The sequence below is a fragment of the Streptomyces sp. NPDC046335 genome, from assembly GCF_055587985.1.
Window position 1 is genome coordinate 618,515 of record NZ_JBVJFF010000002.1, and the last position, 23,304, is coordinate 641,818.

The following is a 23,304-nucleotide window of genomic DNA, read 5'->3' on the forward strand; positions in this document are numbered from 1 at the left end:
ATTTGTTCAACGTAGCGTGTCAAAAATGTCATCCACGGGATCGTCTGTCGCCGCAGAGTTGAGAACAGGAACGGCGTCGGAGTTCCCTTTAAAGTGGCCGTTATCTTCTTCATCAGGATCAATGCTTTCGTCAAAGTCCAGGTCTTCGGCTACCTCATCTAGCAACATTCCAAGTCTTACCCCTAGAGCTTGTGGCTCCAGATCTGCCTCGATGTCGAATGCCTCCAAAGCCGCTGTAAGTTCTTCGATCGAGTCTTCGCATTCGGCGACGCTATTCACATTGCTCGACTGTGCACTATCCCAGATACTCACGAAATCGTAGAATTTTTCCCGTAGTTCACTCTCGGCTTTTCTCGACCATTCAGTTTCAATCAGTCCTACATCGCAGAAGATGGAAAGCGCACTCTGATATTCCCTCGGGCTGCGAAGGGAGTTCATGCGTTTCTCAGCCGCAGCGTCACGCGAAGAAACCACCTGATTATTCACGTTGGGATACTTGGCCAAGCACTGCATAACCCGAAATTCCCCGGGGGGAAGGTCTGCCGCTGCTTTCGCGATTCGACTAGCCATATTAGCCGCCATGTTAACCAAAACCTCCTCCGGAAGGAGTTTGCGGTCATGCTTCGCGTCAAGCATGAGCATCAGTAGGTGCCGACTCTGGAGCGAGATAGATTTCCTCACCCATGTGCGTTCGTTATAGCGCTGACCCCAGAAACAAGACTTTGAATCCGCGAGACGCACCAAAGCCCCCATCACAGCTCTTTGCTGGCCGGGGACGAGACGCACAGCTTGCTTTCTGCCCCTGGGTCGACCAAAGAAGGCATCCAAGAGTGAGGTAAAGGTCACTGATTCGAATGGCCCTCCAATGTCAACGCTATCGAGCAGCTCTCCCAGATCCCAGCGAGCAAGTGTCTCTGCCTGCTCGAAATAGAGGCATCCGTTGGCCATGTGGTGAATTTCGGCAGGGTGAGATGAAAGATATGAAGATACATAGTCGATAAATGACGGATTGGCCAGTTGGACGAAGGTCACCAAAGTTCCAGGGTGGATACTATTAGGCTGATCATCCAAACGGGCGTCCGCGATTACGTCAACAAAGGTCCCTTGCAGCTTCTTCAGCGCGAGATGCAACTGGTGTCGACTCGTAGGCCGAAGACAACCCACAGACTCGTAACTATTTAGAGCACGATGGAGATCTGTCAGTTCGATTTGCTCACGGACCGTGGCAAGAATTAGCAGAATGTGCCGCTCGGGACTAGTTAGTTGACTTTCGAAAATCTGCTCCCACAGGGCGTTCGGATTATTCAGGGCATTCAATGCATAATTGAAGAAGCCTGCATCCTTAAAACCAGAGTCGTGAAAATTGGAAGTGACAAATTCAATTAGGCGCGGATTGAAGTTGGCGTGCTGAACAATTTCTAGATAGTTCTTATCGTGCAGAAGCGATCTACGTGCCGTCTCGGAAATATCGGCGAAGTAGATGTGATTGTAGAAAATTCTCGCTTTCTGCTCGCGTGTGTAGTGCGCGAGATTGAGGATGATCTTGCGCTCTTCTAGCTGGGACCGCTGGAGTCGCTCGTACACTTGTCGCGCCTGCTGTAAAATGTATTCGCGAGTCGTCATGATTAGGATTTTGTCCTCAACCTCCTGAACCCTATCGATAAATTGAGCCAGTCGGCTGTCCTCATTCTTGTTTAGGTTGTCGAGCAGGGAGTTTTGGCCTAGGAAGTCATCGTAGAGAAAGACTTGCTTCTCGCCTGGCTTCCACATCCGCTCAATATCTGCAATGTCCTCTGAAGCCAAATGGACTTGCCAGCCATCGGCAATGAATCTTACAAGTAGCGTCTCGGCGAGGGTCGTTTTTCCAATTCCCGGCTCACCCGAGATAATGCATACGCGATGCCTGGCGATGAGGTCCAGTGAAGCTGCGTGTGCCTCGCTATGTACATATAGCTTCCGGCGTTTAAGGATGCGTTCTACTAGACCGGAACTTCTCTGGTAGAGCTCGGACTTTAGTAGGTAGTCCAGTACGGCACTTGAAGTGATCCACAGCTTGAAATTGTTTGTCTCGACTTGAGGATGCTGAGTAAGAAGGTTGTCGACGTCATCAATTCCAAGGATGTCCCCTTCTTCTAGGGGAACTCCAGTGAAAATTTTGACGATCTCCTTCTTATTTGCACGGGTCAAGGAAGCTGAAGTGACCAGCATGTAGCGAACTGTGAACCTGTCTTTTACTTTCTTGGCTTCAGATTCGAGCTGGCTTCTAATTTGAGAGAATGACCGCCCTGGAGAATGTTTACATTGGATCACTAGATGTTCGCTGCCGTCGCGAAACAATCGAACATCGACACCTCCGTCTCTGCCTTGAGGGAAGGTTTCCATGCGGACCTTGTATTCGGCCTGCAGTAGATCTCTGACAAGGACCTCGAAGTCGTGAGGTGAAAGGTCCGTGTAATTTCGCGACATGGCTCTACTGTGACATCTGTCTACCCGTCAAGATGACTCGTTTGGCGATTTACATACACTTGCTCTGGTTTGCGGTGATCTAGGCGGCGGTACCGACACTGCCGTGGGCTCTGGGCAATATTCGTGCTCGCTGTTGCGCTGCAGCGCAAGGTCGGCGGAGCGGCTTTGGGCTGGAGCTGCTTTGGGGCGAGTGATCATGGCCCCGTAAGCTCATCGCGAGTCGGGCAGTCTGTGGACCTGCCCGTTAAAGCACGACGTTGGGGCCATGATCTTAGAGGCTCGCCCCAAAGTGGCTGCCTAAAGCCGTGGAGCCGACCGCCCCAGCCACGATGGACCAATTCCCTGAGTTCAGTTGGCCGCCAGCTCTTGTCGCGCGGCCTGGTGGACCGGGCCGGAGCGGGGCGGAGACAGGAGCGGCGGCCCGGGGAGCCGGGCCGCGCGCGGGGAGCGGAGCGAGCCGCCTTGAACCAGTAGAGAAAGTTGTAACTCAGTCCGTCTGCTGGGGCTTGAAGTCGTATGCGCACGGCGGGAGTTCTGCCGCCTGGCGGTGTGCGAGGGGCAGGAAGAGGACTGGTCGTATCGTCCAGGTGATGCGTGTGTCGGTGTGGGTCACTGTGACCGTGCACGGCTGCATCTGGAGGAGTGCTCTGCGGGTGTGGACGCGGTCCTCATACAGCCACTCCCAGGCTTCGTCTGATGCGTCGGCGTCGAGCGCTGGGGAGATCGTGCGGAGTGCCACCGCTACCCATCGGTCCGCCTGGGGTGCCGAATAGGCGTCGAAGGATGCTCGAAGCTGCGGTTCGGACTGGCCGTCCGTCGGCATGGGCTCCGTCCAGCACTCGCACCAGTAGCCGCGGCGAGGCCTGCTCATCGGCATAGTGGGGCTCCCTGGTCGGCCTGGGTGTAGAGGGCCGCGGTGACCGTGAGGCCGTGGTCGCCGTCGTGGGCGAGGACTCGGTGGGCGATGGCGCTGACCATGTCCAGGCCCCGGCCGTGTTCCGCCTCCTCGTCCTGGCGCTCGACCTTCGGGGCGGTTCCCGCGCCTCCGCCGTCCGTGACCGACAGGGCGACCATCTCCGGCGAGACCTCGATCAACAGGTGGAAGCTGCCGGACTTCTGGCCGCTGGCCGTGTGCAGGATCGCGTTCGCGCTCAGCTCGCTCACGATCAATTCGGCGTCCTCCGCCAGCGGCGAGCCCCGCAGGATGTCCCGCGTCCAGCGTCGGGCCCGGCTGACCTCTTCAGGGAATCCTGGGCAAGTGAGGCCCCAGACTCGGATAGTGCTCGTATACTCGTGCATACAAGTTCCTTCGTGCTGGTAGGCCGCCATGTGCAGCGGGTTCGAGCTAGACGAGTTTCACGCCGTCATGGGCGCGAATGGCCGGCGGGGAAGCCGCGTCGAGAGCGTCCAGGACGCGGATCGCGTATGCCTCGTCGGCGAGTTCGGTGACTTCTTCGCGGGTGGCCCAGTGCAGTGCTCGGGTCTCGTCACCCGTGGTGGGCGTACCGTCGGCGGCCTCGCAGCGGAAGACCATGGAGACGATCAAGCCCGTCATGTTCTTGTAGATGCCGGTGAGGGTCGCGGGAAGCGCGATCTTGATGCCGGTTTCTTCGAGGACTTCGCGTTGGAGGGCCTCGGGGATGGTTTCCTCACGTTCGAGGATGCCGCCCGGGGGCTCCCACTGGCCGTTGTCCCGGCGCTTGATCAAAAGGGCTCGGCCCTGGTCGTCGACGATGACTCCGGCAACGCTCACGGAGTGCGGACGGTCAGTGCTCAAGGTCCTCGGCCCTCTCGAATAGCTAGGCTCTCCACCGTAGCAACAACACTCGCCCACTCGTCTAGATACCTAAAGGAGTACACGTGACGTCCCTTCCTGGCCTGCTCGGCGCCATCGACCCCACGAGTGATCGTGCGGTCTTCCGGCAGATCGCTGACCAGCTTCGCGAGTCCATTGACCGTGGGCGATTCAAGGAGGGCGAGAAGCTGCCCTCGGAAGCGGAACTCGTCGAGCATTACGGCGTCTCCCGGATGACCGTTCGGAACTCCTTCTCCGTTCTCCAGGGTGAGGGCCTGGTCCACGCCGAGCACGGCAAGGGTGTCTTCGTACGACCACGGCCACCGGTCCGGCGCCTAGCCTCCGACCGCTTCGCCCGGCGTCACCGCGACCAGGGGAAGTCGGCCTTCATCGTCGAAGCCGACGCTGCGGGCAGTCACCCCCAGGTGGACAGCCTGGAGGTCAAGGAGGAGAAGGCCACGCAGGACATCGCCACCCGCCTCGGCTCGGTGCGGCGGGTGCTCGCTCGTCGGCGTCGGTATCTGCTGGACGGTAGGCCGGTCGAGTTCGCCACTTCGTACCTGCCGCTCGACATCGCACGCGGTACGCAGATCGCCGAACCCAACCCCGGACCCGGCGGCATCTACGCCCGCCTCGAAGAGCTGGGCCACCACCTCGACCACTTCGAGGAGGAGATCCGGGCCCGGATGCCCGCACCGTCCGAGGTGAAGACGCTGCGACTCGCCTCCGGCGTACCCGTGATCCACCTGATCCGCACCGCGTATGACACCGAAGGTCGGGCCGTGGAGGTCTGCGACACCGTCATGGCTGCGGACGCCTACGTCCTGTCGTACCAGCTCCCGGCCACGTGAGTACCTGACCGCCGGTGGCGCGCACCGTGACGCTCCCTCAACTCGTACACACCGACAGGCATACTCGTATAGACGAGTGGGCAAGTGGTGTGGCAAGGTGGTCGCCGTTCCCGGAGATCGGGTTCGAATGCCGCATCTTGTATAGACGAGTAGATGGGAAGAATCTTGCGAACCATCCGTGTGGAGACATCGGCCGCGACGATCCTGCTGACTGAGGCGCCCGAGCCCAAGGTCCGCGACCGTCAGACCGGCGAGATCGCCAAGGACGCCAGCAGCGGTGAAGCACTCATGACGATCGGCGTCGTCTACATCGAAGAGGGGGAGTCGTCCCTGATCAAGGTGACCATCCCGGAGAGCGGAGTGTCCGACGGGCTGACGCTCGGTGCGCCGGTCTCGCTGCCGGGGCTCGTCGCCCGGCCGTGGGAGAGCGTCTTCAACGGCCAGCAGCGGCACGGCATCGCCTACCGCTGCGCCGCCGTCACTCCGGCCGCCTTCCCGGCCGCCATGGGGGCCTCGGCCTGATGACCGACCTGACGACGCTTCTGGAGGTGGGTGGTCCTGTCGCCGCGCTCGGCGGCGGGGCTGCCTACACCCGGGCCAACCATCCCGGGGTCTACTGGTCCGCTGTCGGCCTGCCGATGTCCATGGCCCGGCTGCTCAGCTCGTACGGCTCGGTCATGGAGGCATGCGGCCTGACCGTCGCGCCCTCCCGGCTGCGGGTCCTGGCGGCCAGGGCCACTAGCCGCCGGGAGATCCGGCCCGTACCGCCTCGTCGCGGACTCATCCGCCCGACCACGACCGGGCTCCGGCTCCGCCTGCGGCTCGCCCCTGGCCAGGAACCCGCCGACGTCGCTGCCTCGGCCGAACGGCTGCGGCATGCGTGGGGCGTCCACGGCGTATACGTGACCGTGGTCAAGCCTGGTGTCGTCGACTTACGGCTCGTCGGTTACGACGTGCTGCGCAACGTCCGTATGCCACGCAAAGCGGTGGACGGGTTCTTGAAGGCGCCCGTGGCGCTGCGGGAGGACGCGACGCCCTTCGTACGGGACTACCGGGCCGTGCCGCATGGCCTCTGTCTCGGCGCCACTCTGTCGGGCAAGTCCATGTACCTGCGCCACCTCGTCACCGGGCTCGCACGGCAGTCCGTCGCCCTGGTCGGCATCGACTGCAAGCGTGGCGTGGAGCTGGCGCCCTTCGCCCCGCGACTGTCGGCGCTCGCCACCGACCCCGAGCAAGCCGCCGAGCTGCTGCCCGTACTCATCAAGGAGATGGAGGACCGGTACGACCAGATCAAGGCCCGGCAGGGAATCGCCCCGGGCACGCCTGACGAGACGATCACCTCCGACATCTGGGGGCTGCCCGAGCAGGAACGGCCCGTGCCCGTCGTGCTGTTCGTGGATGAAGTGGCGGAACTCTTCCTCGTCGCCACCAAGAAGGAGGAAGAGCGGCGGGACGAGATGGTCACCCAGCTCATCCGGCTCGCCCAGCTCGGCCGCGCCGCCGGGATCTACCTGGAGGTCTGCGGGCAGCGCTTCGGCGCCGAACTCGGCAAGGGCGCGACCATGCTGCGGGCCCAGCTCACCGGACGGGTCTGCCACCGCGTCAACGACGAAGCCTCCGCGAAAATGGCGCTCGGTGACATCGCCCCCGAGGCTGTCGGGGCTGCGTGTGCCATTCCTGCCGAACGGCCCGGCCTCGCCGTTGCCGGGGACACCTCCGGTGGATGGGCCCGCATCCGTACGCCGTATCTCTCCCTGGCCGACGCCGCCGAGACCTGCCGTGCCTCGGCCCACCTGGTCCCCGACTTGCCCGCGCTGAAGCCCTTCCAGCCTGCCGTGCCCGCACTCCCGGTCGAGTCTTCGGCCCCGGCCGTACGGCCGCGACCGGTCACCGGCTGAGCGCACCTTCTCCCGTCCCGGTCGGCGTGACCTTCTCGCGCCATGTCCCTACCCCTCCCATGCCTGAATCCGGAAGGAGCCGCAGCATGCGCGCCCACCTGGCCCGTGTCGACGCGGTGCTCGTCCAAGCCGTCATCGCCGCCGCCCTGTCCTTCGCCCACCTGCACGACGTCGCCTCGGCGGCCGGACAGGACGGGTGGAAGGCGTGGGCCTACCCGGTCTCGGTCGACCTGCTGCTCGTCGCCGCCTGGCGCCGACTGCGGACCGGCGACGGCAAAGCCGCGGGCTGGTGCTGGTTCGTCATCGCGCTCGCCGCCTCCCTCGGCGCGAACATCGCCACCGCCGGACTGCTCGACATGGGCCATGTGCCGGCCTGGCTCCGCATCCTCGTCGCGGGCTGGCCTGCGGTTGCCTTCCTCGGCGGGACGCTCCTCGCCCACTCGGCGCCGATCTCGGATGACGGGGAGCAACGCCGAGACCCCGAGCGCATCGACGGCCAGGAGGACGCACCCGATCCCGTACCGGAGCTCCCGCCGTCACCGGCCCCGGCCACCGAGCCCCCTCCCGCCCCGACTCCTCCGTCCGCCGTCCCCGTCCCGGCCGCCCTGGTCGACCACGCCCGCAAAGTCGCCACCGAGCACCACGCCCGTACCGGCACAGCCATCGACACCACCACCCTGCGCGCCCGCCTTGGCGTCCCCATGCCCATGGCCGACGCCATCGCCGCTCAGCTCTGAAAGCTCGGAACGTTCTGAAGGGAGATCCACATGAGCGCCAACCGTCGCTTCCGCTCCGTCACCCGTATCGGTCCCGTCCAGGTCGGCACGGCATACGACAACCGTGGCCGCGAGAAACACACCGCTGCGTGCACGGCCCCGCGCTGCGGCTTCTCCGCCGACTACGACAGCCGCGCCGCCGCCGAGCTGGCCGCCCGTACCCACCGCTGCCCAGTTCGCTGAAAGGACCCGCTGCCGTGACCGTCAGCCTGCCGCTCGTGTTCGTCCTCGGCCTCTTCGCGTGGGGAGCGGTCAAGTTCCTCGGCGTCCGCACGTGGATCGTCGTGCTGATCGCCCTCTTCGGCTTCTGGCTATCGGACACCTTCATGGCCCCCGCCATCGAATCCGGCACGCGCTCCGGCGTGGACGCCGTAAACGACTCACATGACTAGACGAGTAGGTAAGGAGACCTTCGCCGTGTTTCTGCCCAAGTACCCCGACAGCCCGACGCCGCCGCCCCTCCACCACCTGGCCGACCCCGGGCCCGTGCGGCGGTCTTCGCCTCAGATCTCCGTCACCACCGGGGCGGTCGTGGCCGTCCTCGTCGGCGGCGTCGTGCTGACCGCGCTCCTGGCCGCCGTCGCCGTCACGGCCATCTCCGTCGCGGTGTGCGCCGTGGTCATCCGCTCGATGCTCCGCGACCAGCGCCGCCGCTAGACGCCAGCACTGCCAGACCCCCGGGGCGGCCCTGATACCGCCAAGCATCCGCCGCCCCGGGGGCCCTGTCCCTCCTAGCCGAAGCCAGAAGGAGAACTTCCATCATTACCCGCGCCACCCCGCCCCCGCTCCGCGAACTCGGTCAACTGGCCGCAACCGGCACCATGCCCGCACTCCTGCGACAGCTCTCCGGCCTCGGCGGCTGCACGCACCCGATCCGCCTCGACGGCCACCGCACCGAGCACACCGTCGACACCCACACCGGTGAGATCGGCAACGTCCTCCACCACCTCGACTCAGCCGCCCTCCCGGCCGGTCACCTCCTGGTCCGCTGCAACAACCGCCGTACGACCCGCTGCGCGGCCTGCGCGGAGGTCTACCGCCGAGACACCTTCCACCTGATCACCTCCGGCCTGCGCGGCGGCAAGGGCATGCCCGAACGCGTCGCCGCCCACCCCCGCGTCTTCGCCACCTTCACCGCCCCCGGCTTCGGCCCCGTCCACAACCGCCCCACCGGCCCGGCCCGAACGGTCCACCCCTGCCGCTGCGGCACCCTGCACGACCAGGACGACGCGGTCCTCGGCACCCCACTCGACCCCGGCACCTACGACTACGAAGCGGCCGTGCTGTGGAACGCACACGCCGGGGCACTGTGGAGGCGCTTCTCCACCTACCTCCGCCGGGAAGTCGCCAAGCGCGCCGGACTCACACAACGGGCCTTCCGCGACTACGCCCGCGTGTCCTTCGCCAAGGTCGCCGAGTACCAGAAGCGCGGCGCGGTCCACTTCCACGCCGTCATCCGTATCGACGGCCCCGAAGGCGGCGACACTCCGCCTCCCGCCTGGGCCACCGCCGATCTGCTGACCGACGCCATCCGAGCAGCCGCCACCGCTGTCCGCGTGGACGGCCCGGTCATCGACGGACGCGCCCACGCCTTCGCCTTCGGCCGCCAGCTCGACGTACGCACCATCCGGTCCGCCGACTTCGACGGCGGCCAGGAGCTGACCGAGCGAGCCGTCGCCGCCTACATCGCCAAGTACGCGACCAAGGGCGCCGAAACCGCCACGGGCGCGCTCGACCGGCCGCTGAAGTTCCTCGCCGAACTCGCCCAGCTCGACATCAGCGACCACGCCCGCCGCATGATCCGCACGGCCTGGAACCTCGGCGCCCGCAAGGAACTGGAAGAACTCCGGCTCCGGGCCTGGGCCCACATGCTCGGCTTCCGCGGCCACTTCTCCACCAAGTCCCGCCGCTACTCCACCACGCTCGGAGCTCTTCGAACGGCCCGCGCTGAATGGCGCGCAGCCCAAGCCGCAGCGGCTACCAGCAGCCAGGTCACATACGGATATCCGTATGTGACCACGACCCTCGTCCTCGCCCACTGGGTCTACGCCGGTACCGGCCTCACGGACGCCGAAGCCTGGCTCGCCGAATCGATCGAACCCGCTCCCGGAACAGAAGGAGAACCGACCCGTGACTGAGTCCAGTTCCGCTGCCGCCGTCCTGGACGCGCCCGATTCCTCCGCAGTGCTGCTGACCGTGGAAGAGGCGGCTCGGCGGTTGCGTATCGGGCGTACGACCGCCTTCCGGCTCGTCCTGGCCGGAGAGATCGTCAGTCACCGTCGGGCGGCTGCGCAGGGTTCCCGCCGATGCTCTGCCCGCTTACGTGGCCAAGCTGCGGCACCGTCCCGCAGCAGCGGCCTGAGGGGGACGACGTGGCAGAGGCAAAGCGCACGCGTCAGCCAAATGGAGCTTCATCCATCTACCTCGGCAAGGACGGCAAATGGCATGGCCGGGTGACAGTCGGCGTCCGTGATGACGGAAAGCCTGACCGCCGCCATATCGAGCGGAAGACGAAGGCCGAAGTCACGAAGGCCGTCCGCGAGATGGAGCGGGCCCGCGACGACCGGAAGCTTCGTAAGCCGGGCAAGGGCTGGACCGTCCAGGGCTGGCTTGAGCACTGGGTCGAGAACATCGCCAAGCCGTACGTCTCCGAGAACACGTACGACGGGTACGAGGTCGACGTACGCGTCCACCTCGTACCGGGCCTGGGCGCTCACAAGCTTGACCGCCTGGAGCCCGAGCACCTCGAACGCTTCTACCGGAAGATGCAGGCCGGCGGGAGCTCTGCCGGAACGGCTCACCATGTCCACCGCACGATCCGTGTGGCCCTCGGTGAGGCCGTGCGGCGCGGGCACGTCGTCGTCAATGCGGCTGAAATCGCCAAGGCTCCTCGCCTCGAAGAGGAGGACATCGAGCCGTACACGATCGAAGAGGTGCAAAGCCTCCTTGTCGAAGCCGCCAAGCTCCGCAACAGCGCGCGTTGGGTCGTGGCCCTGGCGCTCGGCCTGCGGCAGGGGGAGGCGCTCGGCCTGCACTGGGAGGACGCCGACCTCGACGCGGGATACATCCGCATCCGTAAGAACCGACTGCGTCCCAAGTACGCGCACGGCTGCGGTGCTGATCCGTGTGGGAGGAAAGCAGGCTACTGCCCCAAGCGGGAGCAGACGCGGCGTGAGCACAAGTCGACCAAGTCCCGCGCGGGGCGGCGGACGATCGGGCTGCCCGATCCGCTGATCAAGATTCTCCGTCAACACAAGGAGGTGCAAGAGCGTGAGCGGATCGCGGCCGGTGACGACTGGGAGGGGAAGGGGTACGTGTTCGCGTCCCCGACTGGCGGGCCGCTGAGTCCGAACACCGACTTCCACGTCTGGAAGCGGCTGCTTCGGGATTCCGGTGTGCGTGATGGCCGCCTCCATGACGCTCGACACACTGCCGCGACCGTGCTCCTGATTCTTGGCGTCCCAGACGTCGTGGTCGACTCGATCATGGGTTGGGAACCCGGGGGAGCGGCCCGGATGCGCGCTCGGTACATGCATGTCACCGGGACCATGCTCCGCAAGGTCGCCCAGCAAGTGGGAGACGCGCTCTGGGTACTGCCCGACTCCGGCAGCGCCACCGGTCCCGGCGAAAGAGCCGACTGAGACGGAAACTGAGACGGAGAACGACGAAGGCCCCGACCGGTGAACCGGTCGGGGCCTTCGTCTGCCCTTGCGGGCGGGTGCGGAGGATACGAGATTCGAACTCGTGAGGGGTTGCCCCCAACACGCTTTCCAAGCGTGCGCCCTAGGCCACTAGGCGAATCCTCCGCCGCAAACAATACAAGACGTTGGGGAGTGCTCGCGAACACGATCCCGGCGGTGGCATCCCGAGGTCGGATGGGGGGCTGCCGGCGTCGCTTCCGGGGCGGGGGATCCGCTAGGGTGGGCGTCAGCCCCTCACGCGGCGCTATCTGACTGAACTCCCCCAGGGCCGGAAGGCAGCAAGGGTAGGTTGGCTCTGGCGGGTGCGTGGGGGGCGCTTTGCGTTGGGGCGGTCCAGGTTGTCAGTGGTCGCCATTAACCTCGTATGTGTGTCGTCTCTCGCGTTGTACCGCCGCTATCGCCCGGAGTCGTTCGCCGAGGTCATCGGGCAGGAGCATGTAACCGACCCGCTGCAGCAGGCGCTGCGCAACAACCGGGTCAATCACGCCTACCTGTTCAGTGGTCCGCGCGGCTGCGGCAAGACGACGAGCGCCCGCATCCTGGCCCGCTGTCTGAACTGTGAGCAAGGTCCCACCCCGACGCCCTGCGGCGAGTGCCAGTCCTGCCGCGACCTGGCGAGGAACGGCCCGGGATCGATCGACGTCATCGAGATCGACGCCGCGTCGCACGGTGGTGTGGACGACGCCCGTGATCTGCGCGAGAAGGCCTTCTTCGGCCCGGCGAGCAGCCGGTACAAGATCTACATCATCGACGAGGCCCACATGGTCACCTCGGCGGGCTTCAACGCCCTCCTGAAGGTGGTCGAGGAGCCGCCGGAGCACCTCAAGTTCATCTTCGCGACGACCGAGCCCGAGAAGGTCATCGGCACGATCCGCTCGCGCACGCACCACTACCCCTTCCGTCTCGTGCCCCCCGGCACGCTCCGCGACTATCTCGGCGAGGTCTGCGGGCGGGAGGACATGCCCGTCGAGGAGGGGGTGCTGCCGCTGGTCGTGCGGGCCGGCGCCGGTTCCGTGCGTGACTCCATGTCCGTCATGGACCAGCTCCTCGCCAGCGCCGCCGACGACGGTGTGACATACGCCATGGCGACGTCCCTGCTCGGTTACACGGACGGTTCGCTGCTCGACTCCGTGGTCGAGGCCTTCGCCTCCGGGGACGGGGCCGCGGCCTTCCAGGTCGTGGACCGCGTCATCGAGGGCGGCAACGACCCCCGGCGCTTCGTGGCCGACCTGCTCGAGCGGCTGCGGGACCTCGTCATCCTCGCGGCCGTCCCCGATGCCGCGGAGAAGGGGCTCATCGACGCCCCCAGCGACGTCGTGGAGCGCATGCAGGCCCAGGCCGGCGTCTTCGGCGGCGCCGAGCTCAGCCGCGCCGCCGACCTGGTCAACGAAGGACTGACCGAGATGCGCGGCGCCACCTCGCCGCGGCTTCAGCTGGAGCTGATCTGCGCGCGCGTGCTGCTTCCCGCGGCGTACGACGACGAGCGTTCCGTCATGGCCCGCCTCGACCGCCTTGAGCGCGGCGGGAACTTCGTCCCCGGTGGCCAGGGCCCCGGGCCCGCCATGGGATATGCCCCCGGCCCCGAGGCCCACGCGGGCGTGCGGCAGCCGGGCGTGGCCATGCCTTCCGCCGGGCCTCCGCAGGTTCCGCAGGGCCCGCCCGTGCCGCAGGGCCCGCCCGTGGCGCCGGGAGGCGGTCCCGCCGCCGCGCGCGCGGCCGTACGAGGGTCAGGCGGACCGCAGGGCGACGCCGCCCCGGAGGCCCCGGCCCCCGGCCCGCAGGCGGCACCCCCCGCGGCCCAGGCTCCGCCTCCCGCCGCCGCTGCCCCCACCCCCGCAGCTCCCGCTCCCGCCGCTCCGGCCGGTGAGCGGCGTCCCGGCGGCTGGCCCACGGCGTCCGCCCCCGGCAGCGGCCCCGCGCCCGCGCCCGCCGCATCCGCCGCTCCGGAAGCCGCCGCGCCCCCGCGCCCCGGCGGCTGGCCCACGGCGGCCCCCTCCGGCGGAGCCCCGCAGGCCCCCGCCCCGGCGGCCCCCACGCCCGCGTCCGCCCCCGCGCCGATGGCCGCCCAGGCCCCCGCAGGCGGCGGTCCCGACCCCCGCACCCTGTGGCCGAACATCCTGGAGGCGGTGAAGAACCGCCGCCGCTTCACCTGGATCCTGCTCAGCCAGAACGCCCAGGTGGCGGGCTTCGACGGCACGACCCTGCAAATCGGCTTCGTCAACGCCGGGGCGCGGGACAACTTCGCCAGCAGCGGCAGCGAGGACGTGCTGCGCCAGGCGCTGTCCGAGCAGTTCGGCGTGCAGTGGAAGGTCGAGGCCATCGTCGACCCCTCGGGCGGCTCCGCGCCCCCGCCGGCCGCGGGCAACTTCGGCGGCGGTGGCGGCGCCTCGGGGGGCTACGGAGGTGGCAATTCCGGTGGGTCCGGCGGCGGCTTCGGCGGTGGCGGTGCCCCCGCGGCCCCGCGGCCCCAGAGCCCGCCCCAGCAGCCCACGCCGGCCCCGGCCCCCGCCCCGGCCCCGGAGCCGACACCTCCGCCCCGCTCGGCCCCGGCCCCGGAGCACGTGTCCCCCGAGGACGACACCCCCGAGGACGACGACCCCGACCTGGTCGAATCGGCCCTCTCGGGCCACGACCTGATCATGCGGGAGCTGGGCGCGACGGTCGTGGAGGAGTACCCCAACATCTGACCGTCCGGTGAGGGCGGAGTGGCGTGAAGTCGGGGGAGACGGCTTCGGGGCGCCGGGCGGAGTCTCTGGCCGCCGGTCGGGCAGGGCCTTGCGGAGCGTGCGCAGCCGGGCAGGACTGGATGAACGTACAAAAGGATTGGGAGTCGGACCTCGGGGAGGCATACGAAGCCACCAGCTAGGCTGACCACCGTGAAGGTCCTTGTCATCGGCAGTGGTGCCCGCGAACACGCCCTGTGCCGCTCTCTGTCCCTCGACCCCGACGTCTCCGAGCTGCACTGCGCCCCCGGCAACGCCGGCATCGCAGAGGTGGCCGAGACCCACCGGGTCGACGCCCTCGACGGCACCGCCGTGACCGCCCTCGCCGAGCGGCTCGGCGCGGGCCTGGTGATCGTGGGCCCGGAGGCCCCGCTCGTCGCGGGCGTCGCCGACGCCGTGCGCGCCGCGGGCATCCCCTGCTTCGGCCCGTCCAAGGAGGCCGCGGAGCTCGAGGGCTCCAAGGCGTTCGCCAAGGACGTGATGGCCGGCGCGAGCGTGCCGACCGCCCGGTCCTACGTCTGCACCACCCCTGATCAGATCGACAAGGCCCTCGACGCCTTCGGTGCGCCGTACGTCGTCAAGGACGACGGGCTCGCCGCGGGCAAGGGCGTCGTCGTGACGGACGACGTCGAGGCGGCCCGCGCGCACGCCATCGCCTGCGACCGCGTGGTCATCGAGGAGTTCCTCGACGGCCCCGAGGTCTCCCTCTTCGCGATCACCGACGGCGAGACGGTCGTCCCGCTCCAGCCCGCCCAGGACTTCAAGCGCGCGCTCGACGGCGACGAGGGCCCGAACACGGGCGGCATGGGCGCGTACTCGCCGCTGCCCTGGGCCGACCCGAACCTGGTCGACGAGGTCATGCGGACGGTGCTCCAGCCGACGGTCGACGAGCTGCGCCGCCGGGGCACCCCGTTCGCGGGGCTGCTGTACGCGGGACTGGCGATCACGAGCCGCGGCGTACGCGTCATCGAGTTCAACGCCCGCTTCGGGGACCCCGAGACCCAGGTGGTCCTCGCCCGCCTCAAGACGCCGCTCGGCGGACTCCTGATGGCCGCGGCGACCGGCAACCTCGCCGACCTGCCCCCGCTGCGCTGGAGCGACGACGCCGCGGTGACCGTGGTCGTCGCCTCGCACAACTACCCCGGCACGCCGCGCACCGGCGACCCCATCGAGGGGCTCGACGAGGTGGCGGCCCAGGACGCCCCCGACGCGTACGTCCTGCACGCCGGCACCCGGCGGGACGGCGACGCCGTGGTCAGCGCGGGCGGCCGGGTGCTGTCCGTGACGGCGACCGGGACCGGCCTCACCGAGGCCCGGCAGCGTGCGTACGCCGCGCTGTCCCGCATCCGTCTCGACGGCTCACAGCACCGTACGGACATCGCCGCGAAGGCGGCGGCCGAGGCGTGAGGTCCCGCCGCTTGATCGCGTGAGCGTGCCGCGTTGCCAGGCCTCCGCGTTGCCAGGCCGCCACGTCGTCAGGCCGCCACGTCGTACGTGACTTTCGGCCAAGTTCAGGCCCTGGATCCGGTTCCGGATCCGGGGCCTGTTCTCTGTTCGGCCTCCGTTCCGTGCGGGGCCCGAACGGCGCCTGTTCGATGCCCGTTCGGCGTCCGTTCGGCGTCCACCTTTAGCCAAAGCCATTCCATCGAGTGACCGCTGACCCATCCGGCTGACGGCACCCGGCACCCCAACTAGGGTGCGGCGAAAGCGTTCCAAGCGCCCAGAGCCAAACAGACCACCGGCATTGCGGTGTCGGCGGCGGGTGCAACAGTGGGGGAATGAGCAAGGCCAACGCCATTGACGTGTGCCACCGGCCCCGGCCGGTGGCCGAGCAGTAGGCAGCAGGGGGTGCAATCGGTCGTGTCAGGTTCGGGAGTGGAGGTGGGCGCGCAGGCCGCGCGTTCACGGGCCCTCGCCGTGCTGCGGTTGCGCAGCAGGGCGCTGGCCGTCGCCCTGCTGCCCGCGGCCGTCGCCGTCGTGCTCATCGCGGGCGGCGTCACGGGCCACATGGGCGGCCGGGGCTGGGACATCGCGCGCTGGGTCGTCACGGCCCTCGCCCTGCTCGTCCTGCTCGCGGCGGGGGCCGTCGCCCTGGTCGTGGCCAGGGCGCGGCCCGCCCTGAGCCCCACGGTCCCCGTGCCCGAGGAGTCCGCCCCCGATCTGTACCGCCTGGTCCGTGACCTCGCCGACCGGCTCGACGTGCCCGCGCCCTCGGCGATAGCGCTCACCCCCGACTGCGACAGCTGGCTGGAGGACCGCACCCACCCCGCACACGGCCCGCCCGCCGAGGAGTCCGCCGCCGGGGGCGCCCGTCCCCCGCACCGCCCGGCCTTCACCGCGCCCGTGCTCGTCATCGGCTCCCCGTTCCTGTGGTGGATGCGGGTCGGCGAGCTGCGCGCGGTGCTCGCCCCCGTGGTGGCGGGTACGGGTCCCTCCGCGCACCCCGACATAGCCGCCGCCCGGCGCTTCGTGCGCGGGCTCGACGCGGCGGTGGCCGACGCCACGGCCCCCGGCCGGGGGCCGCTGGTCCGCCCTCTGCTCGTCGGCGTCGGCTGGGTCGCCCGGCTGCTGCTGCGCAACTGCCGTGTGCACGCCGCCGAGATGGAGCGCGGCGTCGCCGCGGCCGCCGCCGAGCGTGCCCAGACCGTGGACTACGGCGTGCGGATCGTCGCCCAGGAGCAGGTCGGCCTCGCGTACGCGGGGTGGGACCGCCTGCTCACGCGGGTCGCGCTGCCCGCCTGGCGGATGGGCCGCTGGCCGTCCCGGCTGGACGCGGGGGTGGTCGCCGCGCTGACCGAGCTCTCGCGCAGGGACCGCCTCGCGGAGGGCTTCGCCTCCCGCCTGGGCGAGCGCCCTGCCTGTGACCTGCTGGAGGAGCCTGGCGTGGTGGACGAGGCCACGTCGCTCCTGGCCGCCCGCCTCTTCCACGGAGGTCCGGCCGAGCCGGGCCCGGACTGGGCGCCTGTGGCGTGGCAGGAGTATCCGGACGAGGTCGTGGACCGCAAGTGGCGTACGGATGCCGCGCGGCTGCACCGGGTCCTGGACTCCCTCGGCGTGGGCCACTCCGCGGACCCGTCCGCCGCGGGCCCCGAGGGACCGACCCTCGGCCGCGTCCTCGCCCACCTGACGGCCCCTGCGGGCCGCTGGGACGCGTCTGATTCCGGGGGCGGGATCGCCGGGGGGTCCGGGTCCGGTGCGGGGTCCGCGTCGGGCTCCGGTGCGGGTGCCGGGGCCGGTTCCGCTCCCGGTTCGGCGACTGGTTCCGCTTCGGGCTCCACTGCCGGTTTCGCTCCGGGCTCCGCGCCGGGCTCAGTGCCCGGTCCCGCACCAGGCTCCGCTCCCCGTCCCGCTCCGGGCTCTGCCCCCGAAGCCGCACCAGGCTCCGCGCCCCGTCCCGCTCCAGGCTCCGCCCCCGAAGCTGCGGCCGGTTCCGTTCCCGTTCCCGGTTCCGCGGCCGCGCCCCTGCCGCAGGCCGCCCTCGATCACCGCGGCGCCCCCGAGGGCGACGGCGCCCCGGGCGAGGACCCCCGCGGCGACGGCGACCCGGATGAGAGCCCCCGTGGCGACGGCGCCCCGGACGTGGGCACACGGGGCGACGGCGCCCCGGATGACGACGACGCCCCGGATGAAGGCCCCCGTGGCGTGCTCGCTGCCTCGCTCACGGCTGAGTTGGCCCGTGAGGAGGCCGAGGCTCCGCCCCGGCCGGCCCCCGCGGGTGGGCCGGACGAGGCGCTCTGGGTCGACGGGGCCCTGCCCCTCTTCCCGCTCCAGCCGCCCCGTACCGGACGTGAGCTCCTCGCCGACCACGTCACGGCGATGGTGTGCTGCGCCGCCGTGGACACCGCGGGAGCCGCCCCCGGCCTCGACTGGCTCGACGGCCCCGCCCTGCTGATCGACGGCGAGCGCGCGGCCGACCTCACGCCGAGCGTCCGCAGCCTCGTGGAGCAGGGCGACCCCGTACCCCTGCGGGACTGGCTCACCCGCCTCGGCATCCGCCCCGAGAAGCCGGTCCGCCTGGCCTGAGCGAGCCGCCGGAGCCCCTGGGATGCCTCCCCACAGCCCCCATACCCCCGTAGCCCCCCCATACCCCCGTAGCCCTCATAGGCCGCGCCCCAGCCAGGCCCCAGCCGCGACCCAGCCCCGCCTCCCGCGCACGCGCCCACGGCGCCGGAGCGCCGCGCCGGAGCGCGGGAAACCGGAAGGCAGCGTTCCGATCCCGTCAATTCGCGACGAACGGTGACGAGGTGAGTGCGTAATGTGATGTGCTTGGGCCGGGGCCGGTCGTACGTACTGACCGGTGGAGCCGGACTCGGGGGAGCGAGGGAGGGAGAGACATGGGGCAGGAGCCGATCCGCCGCTGGGAATCGGGGGCGCTCGCGCACGCCGTGTCGGACCCCTTCGGACAGGGCCCGCTGCCCTGGCTCCGCGGCTCCGAGCACTACTTCGACGACACGGGCCAGGTCGTGCCCTGGTACGTCGACCCCGTCTCGGCCGCGTCGGCCGCTTCGGCACCCGGCGTCCACATCCCCGCCGCCCGCACCGGCGGCACCCTGAACGCCGACGACGTGCGCCGCCAGATCAAGGGTTTCACCTCCACAGGAGCCGCCGCCCCCGGCGAGGCCATCGACTTCCGCGTCACGGTCGACCCGCCCCAGCAGTTCAGCGTCGACATCTACCGCATCGGGCACTACGGCGGCGACGGGGCGTCGAAGATCACCACCAGCCCCCGCCTCTCCGGCATCGTCCAGCCCGCCCCGCTCACCGCGGACCGCACCGTCTCCTGCCATCACTGGTGGCTCTCCTGGCGCCTACAGATCCCGAGCTACTGGACCGTCGGGGCGTATGTGGCGGTGCTGACCACCGCCGACGGGTACCGCTCGCACGTCCCCTTCACGGTCCGCGACCACCACCCCGCCGACCTCCTGCTGCTCCTGCCGGACGTCACGTGGCAGGCGTACAACCTCTACCCCGAGGACGGCCGCACGGGCGCCAGTCTCTACCACGCGTGGGACGAGCAGGGCCGTCTCCTCGGCGAGAGCGAGGCCGCCGTCACGGTCTCCTTCGACCGGCCGTTCGCCGGGGCCGGGCTGCCGCTCCACGTGGGCCACGCCTACGACTTCATCCGCTGGGCCGAGCGGTACGGGTACGACATCGCGTACGCGGACGCCCGCGACCTGCACGCGGGCCGCGTCGACCCCTCGCGCTACCGCGGCCTGGTCTTCCCCGGCCACGACGAGTACTGGTCCCCTGCCATGCGCCGCACCGCGGAGCTGGCCCGCGACGGCGGCACCTCCCTGGTCTTCCTCTCCGCCAACACCATGTACTGGCAGGTGGAGCTGGCCCCCTCCCCGTCCGGCGTCCCCGACCGCCTGCTGACCTGCCGCAAGCGCCGGGGCCCCGGCAGGCCCGCCCTCTGGCGCGAGCGGGACGGCGACAAGACCGCCGAGCAGCAACTGATCGGCATCCAGTACGCGGGCCGGGTCCCCGAGCCGCACCCCCTGGTCGTGCGCAACGCCGACCACTGGCTCTGGGAGGCGACGGGGGCCCACGAGGGCGACGAGCTGGAGGGCCTGGTCGCGGGCGAGGCCGACCGCTACTTCCCGCGGACGCCGCTCCCCGAGCACCAGGGCCGCATCCTGCTCGCCCACTCCCCGTACACGGACGCGGAGGGCGCCAAGCGCCACCAGGAGTCATCGCTCTACCGCGCGCCCTCCGGCGCCCTCGTCTTCGCCTCCGGCACCTTCGCCTGGTCCCCGGCGCTCGACCGGCCGGGCCATGTGGACACCCGCGTGCAGCGCGCCACGGCCAATCTCCTCGACCGCATCTGCAAGCGGGACTGAGCGGGACTGAGCGGGACTGAGCGGGACTGAGCGAGGCTGAGCGGGGCTGAGCCGGACCCGCAACTGCTGCCGGGCGCCTCCATACGTCCCCGGGCCCACCCCCGGCTCCAGCCCCGGCCCCACCCCTGGCCGAGACCACCGTCCCGATACGGGAGAATCGACAGCACTTGGCCAGAACCACCGGGAGGAACCGTGTCCGGATTCGTAGAAAAGCCCGAGCCTCTCGATGTGCCGGGCCTGGTGCACCTCCACACCGGCAAGGTGCGCGAGCTGTACCAGAACGAGGCGGGCGAGCTCGTCATGGTCGCGAGCGACCGGCTCTCCGCCTATGACTGGGTGCTGCCCTCGGAGATCCCCGACAAGGGCCGCGTGCTCACCCAGCTCTCCCTGTGGTGGTTCGACCAGCTCGCCGACCTGGTACCCAACCACGTCATCTCCACGGACCTGCCCGAAGGCGCCCCCGCCGACTGGGCGGGCCGCACCCTGGTCTGCAAGTCCCTGCGGATGGTCCCGGTCGAGTGCGTCGCCCGCGGCTACCTCACCGGGTCGGGCCTCCTGGAGTACAACGACTCCCGCACGGTCTGCGGCCTCGCGCTGCCCGAGGGCCTCACCGACGGCTCCGAGCTGCCCGCGCCGATCTTCACGCCCGCCGCGAAGGCCGCCGTCGGCGAGCACGACGAGAACGTGAGCTACGAAGAGGTCGCCCGCCAGGTCGGCGCCGACACGGCGGCCAAGCTGCGTCAGACGACCCTCGCCGTCTACAGCAGGGCGCGGGACACCGCCCGCGAGCGTGGCCTGATCCTCGCCGACACGAAGTTCGAGTTCGGCTTCGACGGCGAGGCGCTGATCCTCGGCGACGAGGTCCTGACGCCGGACTCGTCGCGCTTCTGGCCCGCCGACCAGTGGGAGCCGGGCCACGCCCAGCCCAGTTACGACAAGCAGTTCGTCCGCGACTGGCTGACCTCGCCGGCCTCCGGCTGGGACCGGAAGAGCGAGCAGCCGCCGCCCGCGCTGCCGCAGGACGTGGTGGACGCCACCCGCGCCAAGTACATCGAGGCGTACGAGCGGCTGACCGGCACCGCCTGGTAGCCGGACGAGATCGGACCGGACCGGACTAGACCGCTAGGCCGGACCGGACCGGAACGCGAAAGAAGGCCCCGCTCCGAGGAGCGGGGCCTTCTTCTCTGAACCTCTGAGCGGACGACCAGGTTCGAACTGGCGACCTCAACCTTGGCAAGGTTGCGCTCTACCAACTGAGCTACGTCCGCGCTGCGCCGTGGCGCGAGAACAACTATACCCAACCGCGCTCGCGTGCGAGACGCACCGCGGCATGACGGTTCTCCGCCCCGATCTTGGTGGCCGCGGAGGAGAGGTAGTTGCGGACGGTGCCCTGGGAGAGCGAGGCGCGTTCGGCGATCTCCGCGACGGGGGCGCCGTCGGCGGCGAGTTCGAGCACCTCGGCCTCGCGGTCGGTGAGCGGGGAGTCGCCGGCGGAGATCGCGTCGGCGGCCAACTCCGGGTCCACGTAACGGTTTCCGGCGTGTACGGAGCGGATGATCTCGGCGAGCCGCTGGGCGCTCACGGTCTTCGGCACGAAGGCGCGCACCCCCACGGCGAGGGCTCGCTTGAGATGTCCCGGTCTGCCGTGACTCGTCACGATCATGGTGCGGCACAGCGGGAGTTCGTCCCGCAGCGATGTGGCCACGCTCACACCGTCGGCGCCCGGCATCTGGAGGTCGAGGACGGCCACGTCGGGCCGGTGGGCGCGTGCCATGGCGAGCGCCTCGGGCCCGGTCGCCGCTTCGGCGACGACGACGAGGTCGTCCTCCAGGGCGAGCAGCGCGGCGAGCGCGCCCCGGATGAGGTGCTCGTCATCGGCGAGCAGCACACGCAGCGTCACAGCAGGGCTTCTTCCTGTTCCTCGGTCCGTTTCCAGGTCCGTTTCCGGGTCTGTTCCCGGGTCCGTTTCCGGGGTTCTTCCTCGGGCCGGTCCGCGGTGGAGCTGCCGGTTCCGGTGGGTGGCGACGGCACCTGGGCGGTGAGGCGGAACCGCCCCGCCTCGCAGGCGGAGTCCAGCGTGCCGCCCACCTCGGCGAGCCGCTCCCGCAGTCCGGCGAGCCCGGAGCCGCCGTTGGGCGCGGGGCCCGGTTCCGCGGCGGAGGGCGCCCCGTCGTTCTCCACGGTCAGCGTCGTACGGTCCGGGGCCACCGCCAGGGTGATGTCGCAGCGCCCGGCGTCGCCGTGCCGCAGCACGTTGGTGGCCGCCTCGCGCACCACCCAGCCCAGCGCGGACTGCACGGCGGCCGGGAGCCCCGCCGCCGACCCGGTCGCCCGGCAGGTGATCCCGGCGGCTTCGAGCACCCCTTGGGCGCCGATGAGCTCGACGCCGAGGTCGGCCTCGCGGTAGCCGCGGACGACCTCGCGCACCTCGCGCTGCGACTCCTGCGCGATGCGCTGCACCTCGACCATCTGGTCCACGGCTTCGGGGCGCCCGCGGCGCGCGAGCTGTACGGCCAGTTCGCTCTTGAGCGCGATGACGGCGAGGTTGCGGCCCATCACGTCGTGCAGGTCACGCCCGAAGCGCAGTCGCTCCTCGGCGACCGCGAGCCGCGCCTCGACCTCACGGGCGCGGTCGGCCTCCCACATCACGGAGAGCGTCCAGGCGCCGCAGCGCGAGGACAGCAGGGTCAGCAGGCCGCCGAAGGCGATGAGGCCGGCGAGGGCGAGGAGCCGGCCGTCCCGCGCCCCCGCCGCGGCGAACGCGGCCACGAGTACGACGTCCAGGGCGGCGACGCGGGCCAGGAAGGTCCGTACGGGCAGGGCGAAGGACAGGGCCTGGCAGAACGGCACCATCAGGTACATGACGGTGAGGGCGATCAGGCCGTCCTCGACCCCGTCCATGGCCTCCAGGGCGACCGCGAGCGCGTAGGCGGTGCCCATCAGGGCGCTCGCCACGGCGAGGTCACGGCGCGGCAGTTCCCGCCGCTCCAGGAAGTGGTCGAGCGCCCGCCGCAGCGAGCGGTTGGCGTGCACGCACTGCGCCGCGCCCACCGCGATCAGCGCCCAGCCGGTGAACTGGGCCGCGGGCCCGGAGCGCAGGCTCAGGCCCAGCGGCAGCGAGCCCCAGCTCAGGTAGAAGATCCACGGCAGGGCGTGCCACATGGCGACGCTCTGGAACTCCACCTTCTCGATCTTGCTCCGCGCGTGCCAGCCCCGCTGCCAGCTCCGTATCCGGCCCACCATCCCGACCGCCC

20 protein-coding genes, 2 tRNA genes, 1 other RNA gene and 1 pseudogene are annotated in these 23,304 nt (G+C 69.5%); 16 read left to right on the forward strand and 8 right to left on the reverse strand.

The genetic code is table 11. The annotated features are described in order from the left end of the window. Nucleotides 1–6 precede the first annotated feature (6 nt). The 4 genes from ACZ6JY_RS06610 to ACZ6JY_RS06625 form a co-directional block, all read right to left on the reverse strand. Nucleotides 7–2,466, reverse strand: a complete 2,460-nt coding sequence (locus ACZ6JY_RS06610) for an nSTAND3 domain-containing NTPase (RefSeq protein WP_469192865.1) — start codon at nt 2,464–2,466, stop codon at nt 7–9. A 487-nt stretch (nt 2,467–2,953) separates the two neighbouring features. Beyond that, entirely contained in the window at nt 2,954–3,337 is a 384-nt protein-coding gene (locus tag ACZ6JY_RS06615; RefSeq protein WP_469192867.1) for a hypothetical protein, read from the reverse strand. Then, nucleotides 3,334–3,765 carry an ATP-binding protein gene (locus ACZ6JY_RS06620; RefSeq protein WP_469192869.1) on the reverse strand — a complete coding sequence of 144 codons (432 nt, stop codon included), beginning with the start codon at nt 3,763–3,765 and terminating at the stop codon, nt 3,334–3,336. The genes ACZ6JY_RS06615 and ACZ6JY_RS06620 overlap by 4 nt, the downstream gene beginning before the upstream one ends. 46 nt (nt 3,766–3,811) lie before the next feature. After that, entirely contained in the window at nt 3,812–4,219 is a 408-nt protein-coding gene (locus tag ACZ6JY_RS06625; protein WP_469192871.1) for an NUDIX hydrolase, read from the reverse strand. Nucleotides 4,220–4,326: 107 nt separating this feature from the next. On the opposite strand from ACZ6JY_RS06625, the gene ACZ6JY_RS06630 reads away from it, so the two are divergent. The 10 genes and pseudogenes from ACZ6JY_RS06630 (at nt 4,327) to ACZ6JY_RS06675 (ending at nt 11,427) form a co-directional block, all read left to right on the forward strand. Continuing rightward, entirely contained in the window at nt 4,327–5,112 is a 786-nt protein-coding gene (locus ACZ6JY_RS06630; RefSeq protein WP_469192873.1) for a GntR family transcriptional regulator, read from the forward strand. 165 nt (nt 5,113–5,277) lie between these two features. Next, nucleotides 5,278–5,634 (forward strand): SCO3933 family regulatory protein, encoded by a 357-nt coding sequence (locus tag ACZ6JY_RS06635; protein ID WP_469192875.1) that lies wholly within the window; start codon nt 5,278–5,280, stop codon nt 5,632–5,634. Then, nucleotides 5,634–7,010, forward strand: coding sequence for an FtsK/SpoIIIE domain-containing protein (locus ACZ6JY_RS06640; RefSeq protein WP_469192877.1), 1,377 nt, complete (start codon nt 5,634–5,636; stop codon nt 7,008–7,010). Before ACZ6JY_RS06635 ends, ACZ6JY_RS06640 begins: the two co-directional genes overlap by 1 nt. Nucleotides 7,011–7,096: 86 nt before the next feature. After that, entirely contained in the window at nt 7,097–7,747 is a 651-nt protein-coding gene (locus tag ACZ6JY_RS06645) for a DUF2637 domain-containing protein (protein ID WP_469192879.1), read from the forward strand. Between the two features lie 30 nt (nt 7,748–7,777). After that, the gene (locus ACZ6JY_RS06650; RefSeq protein ID WP_093836421.1) at nt 7,778–7,969 is read left to right on the forward strand and encodes a mobile element transfer protein; all 192 of its coding nucleotides are present in this window, start codon (nt 7,778–7,780) and stop codon (nt 7,967–7,969) included. Between the two features lie 14 nt (nt 7,970–7,983). Continuing rightward, nucleotides 7,984–8,178: a hypothetical protein gene (locus ACZ6JY_RS06655; protein WP_469192881.1), complete on the forward strand. Its 195-nt coding sequence runs from the start codon at nt 7,984–7,986 to the stop codon at nt 8,176–8,178. A 25-nt stretch (nt 8,179–8,203) separates the two neighbouring features. Further along, entirely contained in the window at nt 8,204–8,443 is a 240-nt protein-coding gene (locus ACZ6JY_RS06660) for a SpdD protein (RefSeq protein ID WP_469192883.1), read from the forward strand. A gap of 164 nt (nt 8,444–8,607) precedes the next feature. Further along, a complete protein-coding gene (locus tag ACZ6JY_RS06665) occupies nt 8,608–9,924 on the forward strand; it encodes a replication initiator (protein WP_469192885.1) in 1,317 nt (438 codons plus the stop codon). Then, a pseudogene (locus ACZ6JY_RS06670) lies at nt 9,917–10,148 on the forward strand (excisionase family DNA-binding protein). Before ACZ6JY_RS06665 ends, ACZ6JY_RS06670 begins: the two are co-directional and overlap by 8 nt. A gap of 10 nt (nt 10,149–10,158) precedes the next feature. Continuing rightward, nucleotides 10,159–11,427 carry a tyrosine-type recombinase/integrase gene (locus ACZ6JY_RS06675; RefSeq protein ID WP_469192887.1) on the forward strand — a complete coding sequence of 423 codons (1,269 nt, stop codon included), beginning with the start codon at nt 10,159–10,161 and terminating at the stop codon, nt 11,425–11,427. A gap of 80 nt (nt 11,428–11,507) precedes the next feature. Here ACZ6JY_RS06675 and ACZ6JY_RS06680 read toward each other — a convergent pair. Further along, a tRNA-Ser gene (locus tag ACZ6JY_RS06680) sits at nt 11,508–11,592 on the reverse strand. A gap of 120 nt (nt 11,593–11,712) precedes the next feature. On the opposite strand from ACZ6JY_RS06680, the gene ffs reads away from it, so the two are divergent. The 6 genes from ffs (at nt 11,713) to ACZ6JY_RS06710 (ending at nt 21,139) form a co-directional block, all read left to right on the forward strand. Next, nucleotides 11,713–11,811, forward strand: an RNA gene (gene ffs, locus ACZ6JY_RS06685) — signal recognition particle sRNA small type. A 44-nt stretch (nt 11,812–11,855) separates the two neighbouring features. Continuing rightward, nucleotides 11,856–14,174, forward strand: coding sequence for a DNA polymerase III subunit gamma and tau (locus ACZ6JY_RS06690; RefSeq protein WP_469192889.1), 2,319 nt, complete (start codon nt 11,856–11,858; stop codon nt 14,172–14,174). A 189-nt stretch (nt 14,175–14,363) separates the two neighbouring features. Next, entirely contained in the window at nt 14,364–15,617 is a 1,254-nt protein-coding gene (gene purD / locus ACZ6JY_RS06695; protein WP_469192891.1) for a phosphoribosylamine--glycine ligase, read from the forward strand. Between the two features lie 453 nt (nt 15,618–16,070). Continuing rightward, a complete protein-coding gene (locus tag ACZ6JY_RS06700; RefSeq protein WP_469192893.1) occupies nt 16,071–18,233 on the forward strand; it encodes a M48 family metalloprotease in 2,163 nt (720 codons plus the stop codon). A 311-nt stretch (nt 18,234–18,544) separates the two neighbouring features. Next, nucleotides 18,545–20,050, forward strand: a complete 1,506-nt coding sequence (locus ACZ6JY_RS06705; protein WP_469192895.1) for a N,N-dimethylformamidase beta subunit family domain-containing protein — start codon at nt 18,545–18,547, stop codon at nt 20,048–20,050. Between the two features lie 192 nt (nt 20,051–20,242). Beyond that, complete coding sequence (locus ACZ6JY_RS06710) at nt 20,243–21,139, forward strand: phosphoribosylaminoimidazolesuccinocarboxamide synthase (RefSeq protein ID WP_469192897.1); 897 nt, start codon at nt 20,243–20,245, stop codon at nt 21,137–21,139. 106 nt (nt 21,140–21,245) lie between these two features. Here the strand turns inward: ACZ6JY_RS06710 and ACZ6JY_RS06715 are convergent. The 3 genes from ACZ6JY_RS06715 to ACZ6JY_RS06725 all read right to left on the reverse strand — a co-directional run bounded on the left by ACZ6JY_RS06715 (nt 21,246) and on the right by ACZ6JY_RS06725 (nt 23,293). Next, nucleotides 21,246–21,318: transfer RNA gene (locus tag ACZ6JY_RS06715), tRNA-Gly, on the reverse strand. Between the two features lie 23 nt (nt 21,319–21,341). Continuing rightward, a complete protein-coding gene (locus tag ACZ6JY_RS06720; RefSeq protein ID WP_469192899.1) occupies nt 21,342–21,950 on the reverse strand; it encodes a response regulator in 609 nt (202 codons plus the stop codon). Then, nucleotides 21,947–23,293, reverse strand: coding sequence for a sensor histidine kinase (locus ACZ6JY_RS06725; protein WP_469192901.1), 1,347 nt, complete (start codon nt 23,291–23,293; stop codon nt 21,947–21,949). The genes ACZ6JY_RS06720 and ACZ6JY_RS06725 overlap by 4 nt, the downstream gene beginning before the upstream one ends. Nucleotides 23,294–23,304 lie beyond the last annotated feature (11 nt).

Excerpts from the sequence above, each read along its gene's own strand:
- ACZ6JY_RS06620 (WP_469192869.1), bottom strand. The coding sequence starts at position 3,765 with ATGCACGAGTATACGAGCACTATCCGAGTCTGGGGCCTCACTTGCCCA.
- ACZ6JY_RS06665 (WP_469192885.1), top strand. The coding sequence starts at position 8,608 with ATGCCCGCACTCCTGCGACAGCTCTCCGGCCTCGGCGGCTGCACGCAC.
- ACZ6JY_RS06640 (WP_469192877.1), top strand. The coding sequence starts at position 5,634 with ATGACCGACCTGACGACGCTTCTGGAGGTGGGTGGTCCTGTCGCCGCG.
- ACZ6JY_RS06610 (WP_469192865.1), bottom strand. The coding sequence starts at position 2,466 with ATGTCGCGAAATTACACGGACCTTTCACCTCACGACTTCGAGGTCCTT.
- ACZ6JY_RS06615 (WP_469192867.1), bottom strand. The coding sequence starts at position 3,337 with ATGAGCAGGCCTCGCCGCGGCTACTGGTGCGAGTGCTGGACGGAGCCC.
- ACZ6JY_RS06705 (WP_469192895.1), top strand. The coding sequence starts at position 18,545 with ATGGGGCAGGAGCCGATCCGCCGCTGGGAATCGGGGGCGCTCGCGCAC.
- ACZ6JY_RS06650 (WP_093836421.1), top strand. The coding sequence starts at position 7,778 with ATGAGCGCCAACCGTCGCTTCCGCTCCGTCACCCGTATCGGTCCCGTC.
- ACZ6JY_RS06645 (WP_469192879.1), top strand. The coding sequence starts at position 7,097 with ATGCGCGCCCACCTGGCCCGTGTCGACGCGGTGCTCGTCCAAGCCGTC.
- ACZ6JY_RS06725 (WP_469192901.1), bottom strand. The coding sequence starts at position 23,293 with ATGGTGGGCCGGATACGGAGCTGGCAGCGGGGCTGGCACGCGCGGAGC.